This window comes from Arthrobacter sp. Z4-13 (assembly GCF_054792705.1).
In genome coordinates this window covers 2,004,056-2,019,804 of sequence record NZ_CP096459.1, presented here as the reverse complement: position 1 = coordinate 2,019,804, position 15,749 = coordinate 2,004,056, and the positions used below count along the sequence as shown (strand labels likewise).

Sequence of the window (15,749 nt, the reverse complement as noted above, 5' to 3'; positions counted from 1 at the left end):
CCACGAGCCACCCCAAGTTGCGTTTTTCAGGCGCTCCTCAGCCGCTTGGCCCCGGCCCACGCCAGCCGCCACCCGACCACCAGGAGCCCCAGGCTCAGCAACGCCACGATGATAAAGGGCAGCACCACCGTCTGGCCGGTCACCAGCCGGAGCGCCATTCCGCCCACCAGGGCTCCAAGCCATACTGCCAGCCCGGCCCGGCGAACGGACAGCGGGTTGCGCCATGCCCGTGCAGCCAGCCATCCAAGGGCTGCCCCGGCGAGGAAGGGCCATGCGGTCAGCAGGACACCGGCAACCACGTCGCCGCGCTGGTGGGCATCACGGCCGACGGCGGCGAACACCAGAATCAGCACAGCGTCGGCTATGGCTGCGGCTGCTGTCTGCCGCGCGGTGGAGGAGGGGAGGGGCCGCTGAATCGGAGGCGTCATGGCTTCGAGCCTAGCAATTGGCTGTTGCGCCCGGGGCCCCTTGTCCGTCCCTCCACGTTTGAGCAGGATGGAGAAACCGGGAAAAGGAAGGCGGAGTTATGCGGTTGATTCAGGTTGCCCAGTATGCGGAAGATCTTCCGCGGGCGGCTGGCTTTTACGCCGAACTGCTGGCTGTGCAACCCACAGCGGTGTTCGATCCGCCCGGCCTTGTCTTCTTCGACCTCGAGGGCGTGCGGCTGCTGCTGGAACTAGGGGCCCCGCGGGCTCTTCTGTACCTCCAGGTTCCCGATGTCAGGGCGTCCGTGGAGGAACTGGCAGCCAGGGGAGTGGAGGTGGTGGATGCGCCACATGTGATCTACAGCCATACGGACGGCCGGCTGGGTCCGGCAGGTACGGATGAGTGGATGGCATTCGTCCGGGACAGCGAGGGCAACACGCTGGGGCTCGTCAGCCAGCTGGCTGCAGGACAACCGGCGTCCCAAGGGCCCGGCGGCTGAAAACCCTGCGCCTGAAAACCCTGCGCCTCACCACCGTTGTCCAGCCAAGGCCGCAGCACTAGGCTCAAGCGGGAAGGGAGCAGCCATGCCACGCACCATCGGGACTTGCCTCTGGTTCGAGAACCAGGCGGAAGAGGCCGCAGAGTTCTACACCTCAGTGTTTGATGATTCGAAGATACTTAACGTTTCGCGCTTCGGCGAAGGCGGACCGGGTACTGCAGGCCAGGCGATCGCCGTCGAGTTCGAATTGGAAGGGCGTGGATTCAGGGCGCTGAATGGTGCGCGGGGTCCGGGTTTCACCGAGGCCGTTTCCTTTGTGGTCGATTGCGGGGACCAGGACGCTGTGGACCGCTACTGGACGGCACTGACCGACGGCGGCAATGAAAGCATGTGCGGCTGGCTCAAGGACCGCTTCGGGGTTTCCTGGCAGATCGTCCCGTCTGTTCTGGGTTCTTTGATTTCCGGTCCCGATCCGCAGGGTTCGCAGCGTGCGATGCAGGCCATGCTTGGAATGCGCAAGCTGGACATCGCGGAGCTGCAGAAGGCCTACGATGGCTGAGCTCCGGCTCGAGGCATCTGTTTGGAAACTGCCGGCGCAGTACCCGGGAGAGTCCTGCTGCAGCATCAGGTCGAATGAATAAACCTCTTTGGATCTGCTCCCTTCTGGGCGCTGCCGTCGGGATCACCTTGGGCCTGGCAGTCTTCGATAGCCCATTCATCGGCTTCGCCGTGGGACTCGGTATCGGCGCAGTGGTGGGGGCAGGAATCGGGCCGCGGCGCTGACCTTGTCCGTGTCGGTTCGTGCGCTTGCGGTCCGGCGCAAGGTGCATCGAAGCTAAGGCATGCCCTGGAATCGGCTGCCCTCGGGACGTCACCCGGGACCCCTCGGAACATAACCGAGACAAGGTGTGTCTCAGCCAGGACCAGGAGGCACACGACCCAGAAGAACACGGCCGAGCGCGTCTGACCAAGGTGCTCATCCATTCCTGCTCCCAAAAAACATTGTGCCGATGGTGCTACTCCCGAGATCCTCGTCAAATCGACCAACCCATCCGACGATTTCCCTAGGAGCGACACCGCCCGGTTAAAGGTTTTTCGAGCGTCCGTGTCCCAAAGTGGGGGCAAAGAGGGTGCACCTCAAATGGACGGAAGCAGGCAGGCAGTGGATGACGCAGCGATGAACCCACTCCGCGCCGCGGACCCCGCCGGGACCGGCCGCCGCCGGCTAAGCTGGCACGCCAGACGTCCCGCGCGCTTCCTTGCCTGTCTCGCCGTCGTGGTCATAACTACAACCACCAGTTGCGCACCGGCGCCCGCACCGTTCCCCACCGCCCCGGCTGCCCCGAACCGGACAGTTCCTTCACTGGCCCCGGCGGCGACGGAAAAGGCAACCCCACCCACTTCGCCGCCTGCGCCAAAAATTCGTGCGCAAGCCGCCCCCATCGTTCCGGTCCGCGAGAAAGGTGTCGTCGAACTCGAAGGCCAGATTAACGGCATCATCGGGGCAAATACCCAATACCAACTCGGGGTGGCCCTGATCGACACCGCAGACGGCGCTGTTTACCAGTACGGGGTCCGGGACAAATTTGTGGCAGCCAGCACAGGAAAGATACTGGCCGCGGCAGCCTACTACCACCTTGCCGAAATTGGCGAACTATCCCTGACAGCCCCGCTTGGGCAAGGGACGGCGGAGTTTCAGATCCAGCAAATGATCAAGCAAAGCAACAACGATTCCTGGGCGCTGATCGTCCAAGCTATCGGATACCAGCGGATCCATGATTATGCAGCCTCAATCGGGATTGCCTACGACAGGACTTACAACACCCTTTCCCCGGCAGAAACGGCCAGGATACTGGCACTCCTCTACAACGGAAAACTGATCAGCGGGACTCATGCCGCCCAGTTGCTCTCCTACATGCAGCACACCAACTACGAGACGCTGATTCCCGCCGCTGTCCCGCCCGGCATAACTGTGTTCCATAAGTACGGGCTGCTTAACGGGAACCTGCATGACGCGAGCATCCTGGTTCAGAACGGTCACGCGTACGTTTTTGTGGTGTACACCCTGGGTGCGGGTCTGGGCGACATACCCGCACGAACTGAGGTCATCCATCAACTTACCCACGCGGTTGTGTCCGGCCTGTTCTAGGTTGGGTACTTGCTTGTAATAGCCCACTTTGCAACGCCAAGCCGGAGTTCGCAGGGGCCCGCCGGCCTAACGTGCGGCTCTGCTGGCGTGTGCGATCTCCGGCGCCGGCCATCTTGGAACCCCTAACAGCCGTCAGAAGAGCACGACCGGGATTTGCTCTGACAGCATAGGACGGAGTGAGAGCGCCCCCGGCGCCGATCAACGACCTGCTCGATGAACCAGTGGGCACGGAACTGGTTCAGCTGGTCCTGCCATCCATTTCCAGCTTCCGACCGGCCACGTCTTCCGCCTCAGCGCGCCGTAAGACCGCACACCGTAGCTGCCATGGAGAAGTCCAGGCCTTTCCCTTTCGGGCGTGCTCCGTGCGGCGAGCAGCACTATCTGGACAGGATCAGGTCAAGCAGAGCCGGCAGGCTTGTGACGCCGTCTTCTGTCATGAAGTGTCCTGCTCCCGGATGAACCTGCAACCCTGCGTCCAAGCGCGTCGCGAGGCCATCGGATGCTGCCGGCGGCACAAAAGGATCCGTGTCGGAGCGGATCACTGTTCGATCCCTAATGTTCGTCACTACCCGTTCAACGTCAACGTCAGCGGCGAGGAAACCATCGAGTTCCGGCAATGCCTCCAGCGGCTCAGTGAAGCCGGCTACCAACACAAGACCGCCCAGTTCCCATGGCTCCGGCAATGCCGCGAGTACTCGTAGGACAGCGACCACACCGAGGGAATGCGCCACGATCGCCGTTGCCGCATTGGGCACTCCGAGTGCCGTGCTGACCGCGTCCTCCCACGCTGCCTTGTCAGGATCGTCCGGTGTGGGGAGGGGGACGACTGTGACGGCTATGCCTTCAGCATCGAGGGCGTTTTGAAGCCATGGGAACCAGTTCGCATCAGGCGAAGCCTCGTACCCGTGGACAATGACAACCCGCTGGACGGGTCGAACCGGGACGTTACTGGCCGTTGTGTTCATAGGCAAAGACTCTAAAGGGTCCGCTGGTGCGACAGTTACGTGAGTCCGAATCCCGCCACAGTAGGTAGGCGCACGGGCTGGATATGGACCCGCCCAGCTGTCTAACCGCCGCCGAGCACCAGTAACCAGGGCCCCGCCAGAGCCTTTCCTTCCCCTGCCCGGGGCAACGCATCTTAAACCGGTGCAGGCGGCAAAGCGTACGCGAAGGGGGTCGGCGAGGACGGCATTCCAGGGAAACCACGGAGAAGCCGATGCACAGCGCCGGGCAATGATCGTCCTGCCGTGCCGGACGGGATCCTTGCCCACACACCGATGACTCCGGCACTGGCGGCCCGGACCGCCGAACCACAGGGCAATGCCTCCCAGACATAGGCACCCGCAGGGTGCTTGATATAAGAAGGCTTCAAAGTCGAGCGGGGGAGGGGCCGGCGTCGCCTGTCACGAGCGGGTGTCAAGGTAGTGCAGAATCGCCCGGGCCGTTTCCTCCGGAGCGCTGACATGGGGACAGTGCCCGGTGGCCTGAAGCTGCACCAAGGTGCTGTGTTTCAGATTCTTGTGCAGGTAGGCGCCCACTTCCCGCGGGGCAAGCCGATCCTCGGAGCACTGCAGAATCAGGCAGCTGGTGCGCAGCTTTTTCAGTTCAGGGCGGGTGTCGGAAAAGAAAGTTACCCCGGCGAAGTGCCGTGCGATGGACGGATCTGTCCGGCAGAAGCTGACACGCAGGTCCTCCGCTAATTCCGGCTCCTGCGGGTTGCCCATAACCATGGGCGCCAAGGCCGCTGCCCACGCAAAATAGTTGCTGTCCAGAGATGCCAGCAGGCCCTCGATGTCTTCCCGGGAAAACCCGCCCACGTAGCCGTCGTACGGGTCATCCGTATGACGGGGTGAAGGAGCAAGCAGGACCAGTTGGGAGAAACGGTTGGGGTCCTGCACTGCGGCGATCACGGCGATCATCGTGCTGACACTGTGGCCCACCAGGATGACGTCCTCAAGTTCAAGGGCGGCGCAAATCTCCAGCAGGTCTGAGGCGTACCCATCCAGGGCCCCGTACTTCTCCCAGTCATAGGCGCTGATGTCGGAGTGCCCTGCACCAACATGATCAAAAAGCACCAGCCGGTAATCATCAACGAAATAGGGCAGCAGCTTCCGCCACATAGCCTGATCGCAGCCAAAACCGTGGGCAAACATCACCACAGGCCCATCATCCCGGCCCAATATGGTGACATTGTTCCGGCCGATTACCGCAGCAACTGCTTCGATCACGTTCTCACTGACCCTCGCGTAGGGTGGCGTCCTGTCCCAGACTATCCACGGGAAATAGAGAATCCTAGGGATCCTCCCACTATGACCTTCAAGGTGAAGTCGATTCAGCTCATTACATGCGACGCGGTTTACGCAACTCCTCCGACAGGGACCACGATCGCGATCAGAGCGTTGTCGGCCGGGGTATGTCGAAGCGGTTATTGAAGGTGTTCGGATCCAGTCCGGCTCGAGTGCGGCTGCTCAAGCCGCTTGCTCCGAGCCGAAGGGTAGTGTCTGGTGGCGCGCTCCGCCGGCCCCCTTCTGACCGTAGCTTTACATAATGTAGATTATCGGCGTTTATAAGCAGACCCGGGAGGGGCAGGGAAACTGGCGCGGGGCACACAAGGAAATCTGTACACTCGCAGCCTTCGGCGACATGCTGAATCCGCAGGTCATTGTCTTATTCCGGGCGCTCGTTAAGAATGAGTCAATGACGGTCTATGTGCGATCACTTGAAACTGCAGTTCCAAAAACGATGCTGATCCAAACAGAAGCCCGAGACGTGTTTGCGGCCCAACCCGGATTGTCGAGGCTTGGCTCGCGGCTGGTCAGCACCTGCTTTGACTCGGCCGCCATCGACACCCGGTTCACCGCCGTCGAGGAACTCACCAGGGATCACCGCTCCGACGATCCGCAATTCTTCGATCCCGACACCAGCCTGCTCCTGAACCCCAGCACCAAGGTCCGCAACGACATCTTCGGCCGCGAGGCAACTAAGCTCTTCGTGGACGCCGCCCGTGCGGCGGTCAACGCAGCTCCGGAACTCGATTTACTTGACATAACTCATCTCATCACAGTTTCCTGCACCGGCTTTTTCAACCCCGGCCCTGACTACAAGATCGTCCGTGAGCTGGGCCTGGATCCGGCCGTCCAGCGCTACCACCTCGGTTTCATGGGCTGCTATGCAGCTTTTCCCGCACTCAGGGCCGCGAAACTGTTCTGCGAGGCCGACCCCCAGGCGGTGGTCCTCGTGGTGTGCGCCGAGCTGTGCTCCCTGCACGTCCGCACCTCAAACGATCCTGATACCATCATGGGCTCAGCCCTTTTCGCCGACGGTGCGGCCGCCGCCGTCGTCACTGCACGCAGCGGTTCGGAGGAAAAGAGCCTGCTCCAGCTCGACCACTTCGAAACCGTGCTCACACCGGTCGGCGAGGACTCAATGGCGTGGAACATCGGCGACCACGGGTTTGAGATGGTTCTGGGCAACTATGTGCCGCACATTATTGATGATCATATTGTGGGCGCCCTTAAGCCTCTCCTTGCCCGGGACCCGGAGCTGGAGGCACTCCCCTACAGGTCCATCCGGCACTGGGCCATCCACCCGGGCGGCCGGAGCATCCTGGACAAAGTCCAGTCCCGGCTGGGCCTAACTGACGAGCAACTGGTTCCCGCGCGTGAGACGCTGCGCAACTACGGAAACATGAGCAGCGCCACAGTACTTTTTGTCCTCAAACACATATTGGAGCAGGACGCGGAGGACGGGGACGAACGAATCTGCTCAATGGCCTTCGGCCCGGGACTCACGGTGGAGACTGCACTGTTCACCAAGCTTCGGCAGGCTCCCGTCACGGCACTGGTGGACCAGATGCCGGGACACGCCGCCGCAGAAGTATCCGTACCCTGAGCCCCCTGGACCTGCTGATGCGGCAGCGCGCCGTCGATGCCGTGGAGCTGATGGACGCTCCGGACTGCGACGCCCGGCGCCTGCAGAACACCTACCGCCAGTTCGCGGTGGTCAACCGCGCTCTGTCCGGATGGCGGAGGCTGTATGTCCGGGAGCTGCGTCCGTCCCTGGCCGCGAAACCGGGTCCGGCCACACTGCTGGACATCGGCTCCGGCGGAGGCGACCTGGCCTATCTGCTGGCGCGCTGGGCCCGCCGTGACGGACTTCCGCTGCGGATTACCGGCATCGACCCTGATCCGCGGGCGGCTGCCTATGCGCGCGGACGTCCGCCCATGCCTGGTGTCGAGTTCCGGCAGGCGCACAGTGCAGACCTCGTCCGGGAGGGCAGGCGCTTTGATTTCGTCATTTCAAACCACGTCCTGCACCACCTTTCGGCGGCCGAACTCCAGCAGCTGCTGGCCGATTCGGCCGCCCTGTCCACCAGGCAAGCGCTGCACAACGACCTAAGGCGCAGCCCCGCCGCGTATGCCCTCTTCTCAGCGGCAGCCCTGCCGTTCCCCCATTCCTACATCAGGGCGGACGGCCTGACATCCATCCGCAGGAGCTACACCCTGCCCGAATTGACCGCCCTCGCTCCCCCGGGCTGGCACGTCGAAGCCACCACCACGTTCCACCAAGTGCTGACCCTCCGCAGGATGTGACGTGGCAGCGGCAACGGATGTTCTGATTATTGGTGGGGGTCCGGTGGGCCTGTACCTGGCCGCCCTGCTGCTGCAGGACGGCGTCAGCGTCAGGGTTCTTGAACAGCGGCGGGCCAGGAACCTGCACTCACGGGCCATCGGCATCCATCCACCTGCGCTCGAGGCGCTGCAGGGAGTGCAGATTGCGGCCTCCGCTGTTCGGGACGGTGTTCAAATCCGGGAGGGTATGGCGGTCAGCGGCGGAAAGACCGTAGGCATCATGCCCTTTGCCGGGGTTTCGAACGTGTATCCGTTTGTGCTGGCCCTGCCCCAGTTCAGGACCGAACAGCTCCTGGAGGAACGCGTCCGCCAACTGGACAGCGGCGCCCTGGTCAGGGGTATGCGGGTCAGGGAGATAACGGACGACGGCGGATCAGTCACCGCCGTCGGGGAACCTGCCGGCGACGCCCAGGGAGGAACGGCCACCTGGACGGCGTCCCTCGTGGTGGCGGCCGACGGCGCGCGGTCGCCCATGCGCGACCTCCTGCGGGTGCCCGTGCGCCACACCAGCTATCCGGACCACTACCTTATGGGCGACTTCCGGGACGCCGGTACGTATGGAGAACGGGCGGTGCTGTTCCTTGAGGCGGGTGGAATTGTTGAGTCCTTTCCCTTGCCGGGCGGAGTACGGCGGTGGGTGGTAAGGCTGGGAAGCCCTGCCGGTACCGCCGGGCAGGAGGAGCTGGCACAACTGGTCCGGCGCCGGACGGGGATCCTACTGGACGCCGGCACCAACACCATGGTGAGCGCCTTCAGCGTCCGCTCCACCGTGGCCCGGAGCATGGTAGCCGGGCGGGTGTTCCTGCTCGGCGATGCTGCGCATGAGATCAGTCCCATTGGCGGACAGGGCATGAACCTGGGCTGGCTGGATGCCCAGGCCCTCTCCCCCCTCATCCAGGCATCCCTGGCAGGCGCGGAAACGGACCGGTTGGACGTGCAATTCAAGGAGTTCCAGGCACGGCGGCAGCGTGCGGCGGCAGTGGCCAAACGGCAGTCTGAAATTAACATGTTGCTGGGACGGCCCCTGCCCCGGCCGTTGTTGAACCTCCGAAACCTGGGTATGAGCGCCGCTGCGGCCACGCCGGCGGTCAACCGTTGGGTTGCAAGGCGCTTCACCATGCACGGGCTGGACAGGCAGCCGATGTGGAGGCGTCCGCTTACCTGAAGTAGCAGTCGTAACTGTCCTGGCTGACAATCAGCCCGTTGTTAACTTCAAATACTGACGACGTCCTGGCCCGGATAACTTCCCCCCGGTCCCAGTACGGCAGATCCAGCAAAACCGTCGCGGACCAGTCTGCTTCCACCGCCACGCGTCCGCCCTCACAGGTGGTACGCCGAACCACAAACTTCTGGTCCGCCACCACTTCCGAGCTTTGGTCCGCGCCGGCCAGGACATCAGCCAGCGTGCGCGTGGAGCCTTCGGGCGCCAGCAGGTGCGGGGCTTCCACCAGGACGAACGAGTCGGCAAGGAGTGGCCTGACGGCTGCCGCTCCCCCGCCGGATTCGAGGACGCGAAGGAACTTAAGGACACGGTCCAGCGGCGGGGTCTGCAGGGAGGAGTCTTCAGGCACGGCATAGATACTAGCCCAGCCGAACCGGGCGGCCGGCCGGCCGCTAGGCTTTTCCCATGAGCCAAAGCCCGCCTGAGACCGCACACACCGCAGAGCAAATCCGCGACACCGTGGAGCGGATCCTCATTGCCGGCGCTCTCCCGCCCATCGTGCAGGCAGGCCATCCCGCGCTCAGGCAGCGCGCTGCCGCCTTCGACGGGCAGTTGTCGGATGACCAGCTCGAGCGCCTCATAACCCTGATGCGCCAGGTGATGCACGAGGCTCCGGGTGTGGGGCTGGCAGCGCCCCAACTCGGTATCCCGCTGCAGCTGGCCGTCATGGAAGACCAGTACGACGTCGATCCTGAGGCTGCTGCCCTCCGTCACCGGAGCCCGCTGGACTTCCTTGCCGTCCTGAACCCCCGGTACACACCGCTGGACCCTGGCGTGGCGTCCTTCTACGAGGGCTGCCTCTCACTCAACGGGCTTCAGGCCGTGGTGGCCCGGCACGAAAATGTGCTTCTTGAGTTCCACAGTCCGGACGGGACGGCCGTGAAGCGGCAGTTTTCCGGCTGGCAGGCCAGGATTGTGCAGCATGAAACCGACCACCTGAACGGTGTGCTGTACGTGGACCGCGCCCAGCTCCGGTCCCTCAGCAGCAACGCCGAATACGCCGCCCATTGGGCCGAGCCTGGCATCAGCAAGGCCCAGCAGGGGCTCGGTTTCGACGCCGGCCCTGCCGGCGTCAGCGTCCGCTGACCTGCCGGCACCGGATTCCTGCCCGGAAAGAATCGGATGCGGGAGCCATAGGATGGTTCCCATGCCCGCCACCACCGACCTTCCGCTGCTCTGTCCGGTGTGCCGGCATCCGCTGGAGCTTCTGGCCGCAGCCCCTTCGGGCCAGAACAGGCTGGTCTGTCCTTCCGGCCATAGTTACGACGCCGCGCGCCAGGGCTACTTCAACCTGCTGGTCGGAAAGGGCACTGCTTTCGAGGCCGACACCGCTGACATGGTCCAGTCACGCTCCGACTTCCTCGAAGCCGGACACTACCGGCAGCTGGCAGCTGCGGTGGCAGCCGCCGTCGTACCCTGCCTGCCTGACGAACGCGGCGCCGTCCTGGACGCAGGAACGGGAACCGGGCACTATCTGAGGGTGGTGCTCGACACTGCTGCCGGACAGAACCGCCGCAAGGTCGCTGCCCTGGGCCTGGACATCTCCAAATTCGCCCTGCGCCGTGCTGCGCGGCTCAACCCCGAGGCTGTGAACCTGGTCTCGGACGTCTGGCAGTCTTTGCCACTGGCAGACAATTCTGTCGATGCCATTACGGTCATTTTTGCACCGCGAAATGTTGAAGAGTTTGCCCGCGTCCTGCGTCCTGCCGGACGGCTGGTGGTGGTCACGCCCCGGAGCGGCCACCTCGTTGCCATCGCCGCTATTACCGGGATGCTCGGCATCGAGGAAGGCAAGGAAACCCGGCTGACCGAAGTGATGGGCAGCCACTTCGACGCCGAAACAAGCACCGATGTGGACATACCCCTGGCTCTGACCCGCAGGCAGGCCGCCGATCTCGCCTTCATGGGGCCGGCCGGCCACCACCTTGATCGGAAGGACCTTACCGAACGGCTGGAAGGCCGGCCTGAACCGGTTACGGCTGAAGCGAATTTCCGGCTGACGGTCTTCCGGCCAAGGAAACCCGCTGCGACGTAACGACTTGGCCACTTTCCCTGCACGAGTGGTGAGAGCCCGCCCACAGCGGACGGACCCGCACTAGGATTGAAGGACAGTTACTGGCGGGTGCGCGCGTCTGGCTCCCCGTAGCGAAGGGGGAGCACGTTGTTCGAATGGCTCGGAGAAAACTGGTGGGCGTTGTGGCTCACGGCCTTCCTGGCGTTTGCAGTGATCGAGATGATTACGCTTGACCTGTTTTTCATCATGCTCGGCGGCGGAACGCTGGCCGCACTGGTAGCCGACTTCGCGGGCGCCGACCTCTGGCTGCAAATCGTGGTCTTTTGTGTGGTGTCCCTGCTCATGATTGCTTTTGTCCGGCCCGTGGCCCTGGCCCACCTGAAGAACGGACCGTCTGAGCAGCGCACCAACGTGGACCGGCTCATCGGTGAACAGGCCGTGGTGATGGAGCCGGTGACGTCCGACGGCGGCCTGGTCAAGATCGGCGGCGACATTTGGACAGCCCGTTCTTCCGGGGGCGTCCTTCCAGCCGGCCAAAAAGTAGTGGTTTCCGCCATCGATGGGGCCACCGCGGTGGTAACAGCGCCGCCGGAAGCAGCAAGCCAGTCCTGATACAGCCTGAACAAATGGGGAACAAGGAGATGTATGGATAACGCAGGAGGAACTGCATTGGCGATTGTGCTGGTGGTCCTGATCGTGTTTGTGATTATCGTTCTGGTCCGGTCGGTGCGAATCATTCCGCAGGCCCGCGCAGGCGTGGTGGAACGGCTGGGCAAGTACCAACGGACACTTAACCCAGGGCTGACCATCCTGATCCCGTTCGTGGACCGGCTCCTGCCGTTGCTGGATCTCCGCGAGCAGGTGGTCTCGTTCCCTCCGCAGCCGGTGATCACCGAGGACAACCTTGTGGTCTCCATCGACACCGTTGTCTACTTCCAGGTCACGGACCCGAGGGCCGCCACCTACGAAATCGCCAACTACATCCAGGCGGTCGAACAGCTGACCACCACCACCCTGCGCAACGTGGTGGGCGGCCTGAACCTCGAAGAAGCACTCACATCCCGCGACCAAATCAACGGCCAGCTGCGCGGCGTCCTGGACGAGGCCACCGGCCGCTGGGGCATCCGTGTTTCCCGCGTGGAGCTCAAGGCAATCGATCCGCCCCACTCCATCCAGGACTCCATGGAGAAGCAGATGCGCGCGGAGCGGGACCGCCGTGCCGCCATCCTTACTGCCGAAGGGACCAAGCAGTCAGCCATCCTCACCGCGGAAGGCCAGCGGCAGGCGTCCATCCTGGCGGCGGAAGGCGACGCCAAAGCCGCCATCCTGCGAGCCGACGGCGAGGCGCAGGCCATCCAGAAGGTCTTTGATGCCATCCACAAGGGCAACCCGGACCAGAAACTGCTGGCATACCAATACCTGCAGACCCTTCCAAAACTCGCGGAGGGTTCCTCCAACAAGCTGTGGATCATTCCAAGCGAAGTGGGCGAGGCCCTGAAGGGGATCGGCAACGCGCTCGGCGGGACGAATCCTGATCCTGCAGCGGCTGGATTGTTCGATGAAGTGGGAGCCAAGACCTCCGAGCCTTAGGAACAAGGCCGCGAACGGCACATCGAGGGGATCCGCAGCTGCTGCGGGTCCCCTCGATTTTGGCCGGGATGGCATGACACCGGTATAATTGGGTATTTGTCCGGCAGGAGCAGATCCGCTGGAACAACCGAGCTTCGCAATGCGTTGAATCTTAAGATGCAGCACAGAGCACACAGTAGTCCGGAGGTGCTTCTTAGCCACCGGCTAGCGCGGGGTCTTACTCCGCGAACCGACCAGAGGGAGAAAACATGAGCGATCGCAGCCTGCGGGGTATGCGCCTTGGTGCGCAGAGCATGGAGACCGAGTCCGGAGTCGAGCCGGCTCCGCGCCAGCGCGTCGAGTACCGGTGCGAGGACGGCGAGCAGGTCTTTGTTACCTTCTCCTCCGAGGCGGAGATTCCCCCCGTTTGGGTTTCCAAGACCGGCAAGGAAGCGCTCCTGGTCGACGGTGAACGTCCGGACACCAGCAATGACAAAGCCGTTCGCACGCACTGGGACATGCTGCTGGAACGCCGCTCGCTTCCAGAGCTGGAGCAGATCCTTGAGGATCGGCTGACCATCCTGCGCGAACGCCGCGGAGAGCGTCGCTCCGCGTAGCACCCTCAAGATTGCAACAAGGGCCGTCCCCCACTCTGTGGGAGACGGCCCTTGCTTTTGCCGCTTTATCGATTTTAGCGGCAGACGCGGGAGCGCTTACGGCTGTTCAAGCGAGCTCTTGCGGGTGAGGCTGTTCCACCGGGCCCGGAGGCCCCATTTGGTGACATTGATCATGGCTTCCACCACGATGTTCCCGCTCATCTTGGAGGCGCCGAGTTCGCGCTCCACGAAGGTGATGGGCCGCTCCTCGATGCGCAGACCCATGCGGGACACCCGCCAGGCGAGGTCCACCTGGAAGCCATAGCCAACGGAGTCCACCTGGTCCAGGTTGAGTTTTTCCAGGGTGGTCCTGCGGAACGCCCGGTAACCGCCGGTAACGTCCTTGATCTTCAGGCCCAGCATGATGCGGGCATAGGTGCTTCCCACCCGCGAGATGGCCTGCCGGTACAGCGGCCAGTTGACGACGCTTCCGCCGGGGACCCAGCGGGATCCCATGGCAAGGTCGGCGCCCTGGTCGATGGCCTCGAGGAGCTGGGGAAGCTGTTCGGGCTGGTGGGAGCCGTCCGCGTCCATCTCCACCAGGACGTCATAGCCGGCTTCGAGGCCCCACCTGAAGCCAGCGATGTAGGCGGCGCCCAAGCCTTCCTTGCCCTTCCGGTGCAGGACGTGCACCTGGGAGTCCTCCGCAGCGATTCCATCAGCGAGCCGGCCCGTGCCGTCGGGGCTGTTGTCATCCACTACCAGCACATCGGAGGCGGGGACGGCTGCGCGGAGCCGCTGCAGCGTGATAGGCAGCGATTCCAGCTCGTTGTAGGTAGGAATGATGGTAAGGACGCGCACAGAGGGCCTTCCTGGAGGGAACGGTCGGTGCACCCGCTGTTGAGCGAGATCGCTGGCAGGCGCAGCTACCCATTATAGGGCGGACGCCGCAGGGGTCAGGAACGCAGGGCAGGGTTGGCGTGCAGCTCGAAGCCATCCCTTACCGTCTGCAGGCAAACCGGCTCCAACCCGGTGTCCAGCGCTGGCAGCAACGGTGTCCGGGCCCTGGGATCGGTGCTCCACGACTGGACCCTTCCGTCGGCCACCTGCACCATCAGCTCCTCGGCCTCCCACACGGCGAAGCTGGCCGGAGCGCCTGGAACAAGCTGGCCCGCCATGGGGTTGTGATACCTGGCAGCCCGCCACCCGGCCCGGGTGTGTCCCAGGAAAGCCGCGCGCGCTGAAATCCGCTCATCCTCATTGTGATGCTGCAGGCAAGCCCTGACGCTGGACCAGGGGCGCAGCGGGGTCACGGGGCTGTCACTGCCGAAGCAGACCGGAACCCCCGCAGAGTACAGGCTGGCAAACGGATTCATGGCCCTGCTCCGCTCCCCCAGCCGCTTCCCGTACAGTCCGCCCGGACCACCCCAGGCTGCGTCAAACGCCGGCTGAGCACTGACGGTCACCGAGTAGCGGGCAAGCGTTGCAACAGCTGCCGCGTCCACCATCTCCACGTGCTCAAAGCGGTGGCCCGCAGCCCGGATCCTCTGCTCACCCACCTCGGCGGCCGCCAGCTCCAAGGCGTTCAGTGCGGCATCCAGCCCCGCGTCGCCAATAACGTGGAAACCGCCTTGGATCCCCATGAGGGAACAGGCCGCAAGATGGGCTGCAGCCTCTTCGACACTCAGGTACAGGCTGCCGGACTCCTCCGGCGCGTCGCTGTAACCGGACCTCAAGGCCGCCGTCCGTGATCCTATGGACCCATCAATGTTCAGGTCACCTGCCAGGCCCCGGACGCCGACGCCCAGCTGGTCAAGAATGCCGCGGGCCTGTTCTTCCGATGACGCCAGTTCACCCCAATAGGGCAGTACTTCTGGAACGGGAACTCCCTCTCCATTGTTGTTCCAGTTTGCCGCCAGCCGAAGATCTTCCACACCCCCAATGTGCGGCGCGCTGATCTCCGCCACCGCCACATAGCCGTTGGCGGCAGCTTCGGCCAGCGCGCGGCCCTGGTGCCGCCGGAGCACTTCGGCCGGGAGCCGGCGCGTTGCCTGCCGGGCCGCTGCGTGCGCTGCCCGCCGAACCCTTGCGCCGCCGTCGAAACCATCAAGGCCGCGGAGGCCGGCCGAGGCTGCCAGGGACGACGAGACGAGGGCTGAGTGGACGTCAACGCGGGACAGGTAGACAGGGCGGCCCCCTGCGGCCCGTTCCAGTTCCTCGCCACTGGGCAGGGTGGCGTCCGCCCAGGTGGTGTCATCCCAGCCGTGGCCCAGTACCGGGCCGTCGCCGGGCGCGGCGGCCACGGCGTCCAAGAGTTCCCTTGCCGAGGTCAGGTCCTGCAGGGCCAGGGAATCCAAGGCCATTCCTGTTTCCGTCAGGTGCATGTGTGAGTCCACGAACCCGGGGGCAACCAGGGCACCGTGGAGATCTATGATCTCCATGGAGCTGTCCGCGATGGAAGACGCTGCCTGTTCCGATCCCACCCACGCTACCGTCCCACCGTCCACAAGCATGGCAGTGGCAAAGGGGTCAGCGGCTGTGTAAACGGAGCCGTTGCGGTAAAGCACGGGGCTGGTCTTCGAGCTGGATCCGGACTGGTCTTCGGGGCGGGGCATAAGTAAGCAAAGCTCCTGGAGATAGGTG

The 15,749-nt window shown here is 63.9% G+C and carries 18 protein-coding genes; 12 read left to right on the top strand and 6 right to left on the bottom strand.

Translation table 11 applies throughout. The features are described 5' to 3' along the window. Nucleotides 1–26: 26 nt before the first annotated feature. Nucleotides 27–428: a DUF3054 domain-containing protein gene (locus M1E07_RS11010; protein WP_461190228.1), complete on the bottom strand. Its 402-nt coding sequence runs from the start codon at nucleotides 426–428 to the stop codon at nucleotides 27–29. Between the two features lie 98 nt (nucleotides 429–526). Here M1E07_RS11010 and M1E07_RS11005 point away from each other — a divergent pair, with 98 nt between their 5' ends. From M1E07_RS11005 to M1E07_RS10990, 4 genes are all read left to right on the top strand, one after another. Next, nucleotides 527–925: a VOC family protein gene (locus M1E07_RS11005; RefSeq protein WP_461190227.1), complete on the top strand. Its 399-nt coding sequence runs from the start codon at nucleotides 527–529 to the stop codon at nucleotides 923–925. Nucleotides 926–1,010: 85 nt separating this feature from the next. Further along, nucleotides 1,011–1,484, top strand: coding sequence for a VOC family protein (locus M1E07_RS11000; RefSeq protein ID WP_461190226.1), 474 nt, complete (start codon nucleotides 1,011–1,013; stop codon nucleotides 1,482–1,484). 74 nt (nucleotides 1,485–1,558) lie between these two features. After that, nucleotides 1,559–1,708: a hypothetical protein gene (locus M1E07_RS10995; protein WP_461190225.1), complete on the top strand. Its 150-nt coding sequence runs from the start codon at nucleotides 1,559–1,561 to the stop codon at nucleotides 1,706–1,708. 379 nt (nucleotides 1,709–2,087) lie between these two features. Next, nucleotides 2,088–3,074, top strand: a complete 987-nt coding sequence (locus M1E07_RS10990) for a serine hydrolase (RefSeq protein WP_461190224.1) — start codon at nucleotides 2,088–2,090, stop codon at nucleotides 3,072–3,074. Between the two features lie 377 nt (nucleotides 3,075–3,451). Here the strand turns inward: M1E07_RS10990 and M1E07_RS10985 are convergent, their stop codons facing one another. Then, on the bottom strand, nucleotides 3,452–4,039 hold the full coding sequence (locus M1E07_RS10985) for an RBBP9/YdeN family alpha/beta hydrolase (RefSeq protein ID WP_461190223.1): 588 nt from the start codon (nucleotides 4,037–4,039) through the stop codon (nucleotides 3,452–3,454). Between the two features lie 438 nt (nucleotides 4,040–4,477). Continuing rightward, the gene (locus M1E07_RS10980) at nucleotides 4,478–5,302 is read right to left on the bottom strand and encodes an alpha/beta fold hydrolase (protein ID WP_461190222.1); all 825 of its coding nucleotides are present in this window, start codon (nucleotides 5,300–5,302) and stop codon (nucleotides 4,478–4,480) included. A 469-nt stretch (nucleotides 5,303–5,771) separates the two neighbouring features. On the opposite strand from M1E07_RS10980, the gene M1E07_RS10975 reads away from it, so the two are divergent. Genes M1E07_RS10975 through M1E07_RS10965 form a run of 3 tightly spaced genes read left to right on the top strand, consistent with a single transcriptional unit; the run spans nucleotide 5,772 to nucleotide 8,870 of the window. After that, nucleotides 5,772–6,965, top strand: coding sequence for a type III polyketide synthase (locus tag M1E07_RS10975; protein WP_461190221.1), 1,194 nt, complete (start codon nucleotides 5,772–5,774; stop codon nucleotides 6,963–6,965). Nucleotides 6,966–6,982: 17 nt separating this feature from the next. Beyond that, a complete protein-coding gene (locus M1E07_RS10970) occupies nucleotides 6,983–7,666 on the top strand; it encodes a class I SAM-dependent methyltransferase (RefSeq protein WP_461190220.1) in 684 nt (227 codons plus the stop codon). A gap of 1 nt (nucleotide 7,667) precedes the next feature. Beyond that, nucleotides 7,668–8,870 carry an FAD-dependent oxidoreductase gene (locus M1E07_RS10965; protein WP_461190219.1) on the top strand — a complete coding sequence of 401 codons (1,203 nt, stop codon included), beginning with the start codon at nucleotides 7,668–7,670 and terminating at the stop codon, nucleotides 8,868–8,870. Here M1E07_RS10965 and M1E07_RS10960 read toward each other — a convergent pair. Then, nucleotides 8,863–9,276: a nuclear transport factor 2 family protein gene (locus tag M1E07_RS10960; protein WP_461190218.1), complete on the bottom strand. Its 414-nt coding sequence runs from the start codon at nucleotides 9,274–9,276 to the stop codon at nucleotides 8,863–8,865. The genes M1E07_RS10965 and M1E07_RS10960 overlap by 8 nt on opposite strands. 56 nt (nucleotides 9,277–9,332) lie before the next feature. Here M1E07_RS10960 and M1E07_RS10955 point away from each other — a divergent pair, with 56 nt between their 5' ends. The 5 genes from M1E07_RS10955 (at nucleotide 9,333) to M1E07_RS10935 (ending at nucleotide 13,127) form a co-directional block, all read left to right on the top strand. Continuing rightward, the gene (locus M1E07_RS10955) at nucleotides 9,333–10,013 is read left to right on the top strand and encodes a peptide deformylase (RefSeq protein ID WP_461190217.1); all 681 of its coding nucleotides are present in this window, start codon (nucleotides 9,333–9,335) and stop codon (nucleotides 10,011–10,013) included. Between the two features lie 61 nt (nucleotides 10,014–10,074). Then, nucleotides 10,075–10,962: a methyltransferase domain-containing protein gene (locus tag M1E07_RS10950; protein ID WP_461190216.1), complete on the top strand. Its 888-nt coding sequence runs from the start codon at nucleotides 10,075–10,077 to the stop codon at nucleotides 10,960–10,962. A 126-nt stretch (nucleotides 10,963–11,088) separates the two neighbouring features. Further along, the gene (locus tag M1E07_RS10945; protein WP_461190215.1) at nucleotides 11,089–11,553 is read left to right on the top strand and encodes an NfeD family protein; all 465 of its coding nucleotides are present in this window, start codon (nucleotides 11,089–11,091) and stop codon (nucleotides 11,551–11,553) included. Nucleotides 11,554–11,586: 33 nt separating this feature from the next. Continuing rightward, the gene (locus tag M1E07_RS10940) at nucleotides 11,587–12,531 is read left to right on the top strand and encodes an SPFH domain-containing protein (RefSeq protein ID WP_163163758.1); all 945 of its coding nucleotides are present in this window, start codon (nucleotides 11,587–11,589) and stop codon (nucleotides 12,529–12,531) included. 248 nt (nucleotides 12,532–12,779) lie between these two features. Further along, entirely contained in the window at nucleotides 12,780–13,127 is a 348-nt protein-coding gene (locus M1E07_RS10935) for an RNA polymerase-binding protein RbpA (protein ID WP_013600997.1), read from the top strand. Between the two features lie 96 nt (nucleotides 13,128–13,223). Here M1E07_RS10935 and M1E07_RS10930 read toward each other — a convergent pair whose 3' ends face one another. Continuing rightward, entirely contained in the window at nucleotides 13,224–13,967 is a 744-nt protein-coding gene (locus M1E07_RS10930; RefSeq protein WP_461190214.1) for a polyprenol monophosphomannose synthase, read from the bottom strand. A 95-nt stretch (nucleotides 13,968–14,062) separates the two neighbouring features. Further along, nucleotides 14,063–15,721, bottom strand: a complete 1,659-nt coding sequence (locus M1E07_RS10925) for an amidohydrolase (RefSeq protein ID WP_461190213.1) — start codon at nucleotides 15,719–15,721, stop codon at nucleotides 14,063–14,065. Between the last annotated feature and the right edge of the window lie 28 nt (nucleotides 15,722–15,749).

What these genes read in the sequence shown, in the direction of transcription:
- M1E07_RS11010 (WP_461190228.1), bottom strand. Translation starts at nt 428, where the DNA reads ATGACGCCTCCGATTCAGCGGCCCCTCCCCTCCTCCACCGCGCGGCAG.
- M1E07_RS11005 (WP_461190227.1), top strand. Translation starts at nt 527, where the DNA reads ATGCGGTTGATTCAGGTTGCCCAGTATGCGGAAGATCTTCCGCGGGCG.
- M1E07_RS11000 (WP_461190226.1), top strand. Translation starts at nt 1,011, where the DNA reads ATGCCACGCACCATCGGGACTTGCCTCTGGTTCGAGAACCAGGCGGAA.
- M1E07_RS10995 (WP_461190225.1), top strand. Translation starts at nt 1,559, where the DNA reads ATGAATAAACCTCTTTGGATCTGCTCCCTTCTGGGCGCTGCCGTCGGG.
- M1E07_RS10985 (WP_461190223.1), bottom strand. Translation starts at nt 4,039, where the DNA reads ATGAACACAACGGCCAGTAACGTCCCGGTTCGACCCGTCCAGCGGGTT.
- M1E07_RS10975 (WP_461190221.1), top strand. Translation starts at nt 5,772, where the DNA reads ATGACGGTCTATGTGCGATCACTTGAAACTGCAGTTCCAAAAACGATG.
- M1E07_RS10970 (WP_461190220.1), top strand. Translation starts at nt 6,983, where the DNA reads ATGCGGCAGCGCGCCGTCGATGCCGTGGAGCTGATGGACGCTCCGGAC.
- M1E07_RS10955 (WP_461190217.1), top strand. Translation starts at nt 9,333, where the DNA reads ATGAGCCAAAGCCCGCCTGAGACCGCACACACCGCAGAGCAAATCCGC.
- M1E07_RS10950 (WP_461190216.1), top strand. Translation starts at nt 10,075, where the DNA reads ATGCCCGCCACCACCGACCTTCCGCTGCTCTGTCCGGTGTGCCGGCAT.
- M1E07_RS10940 (WP_163163758.1), top strand. Translation starts at nt 11,587, where the DNA reads ATGGATAACGCAGGAGGAACTGCATTGGCGATTGTGCTGGTGGTCCTG.
- M1E07_RS10935 (WP_013600997.1), top strand. Translation starts at nt 12,780, where the DNA reads ATGAGCGATCGCAGCCTGCGGGGTATGCGCCTTGGTGCGCAGAGCATG.
- M1E07_RS10925 (WP_461190213.1), bottom strand. Translation starts at nt 15,721, where the DNA reads ATGCCCCGCCCCGAAGACCAGTCCGGATCCAGCTCGAAGACCAGCCCC.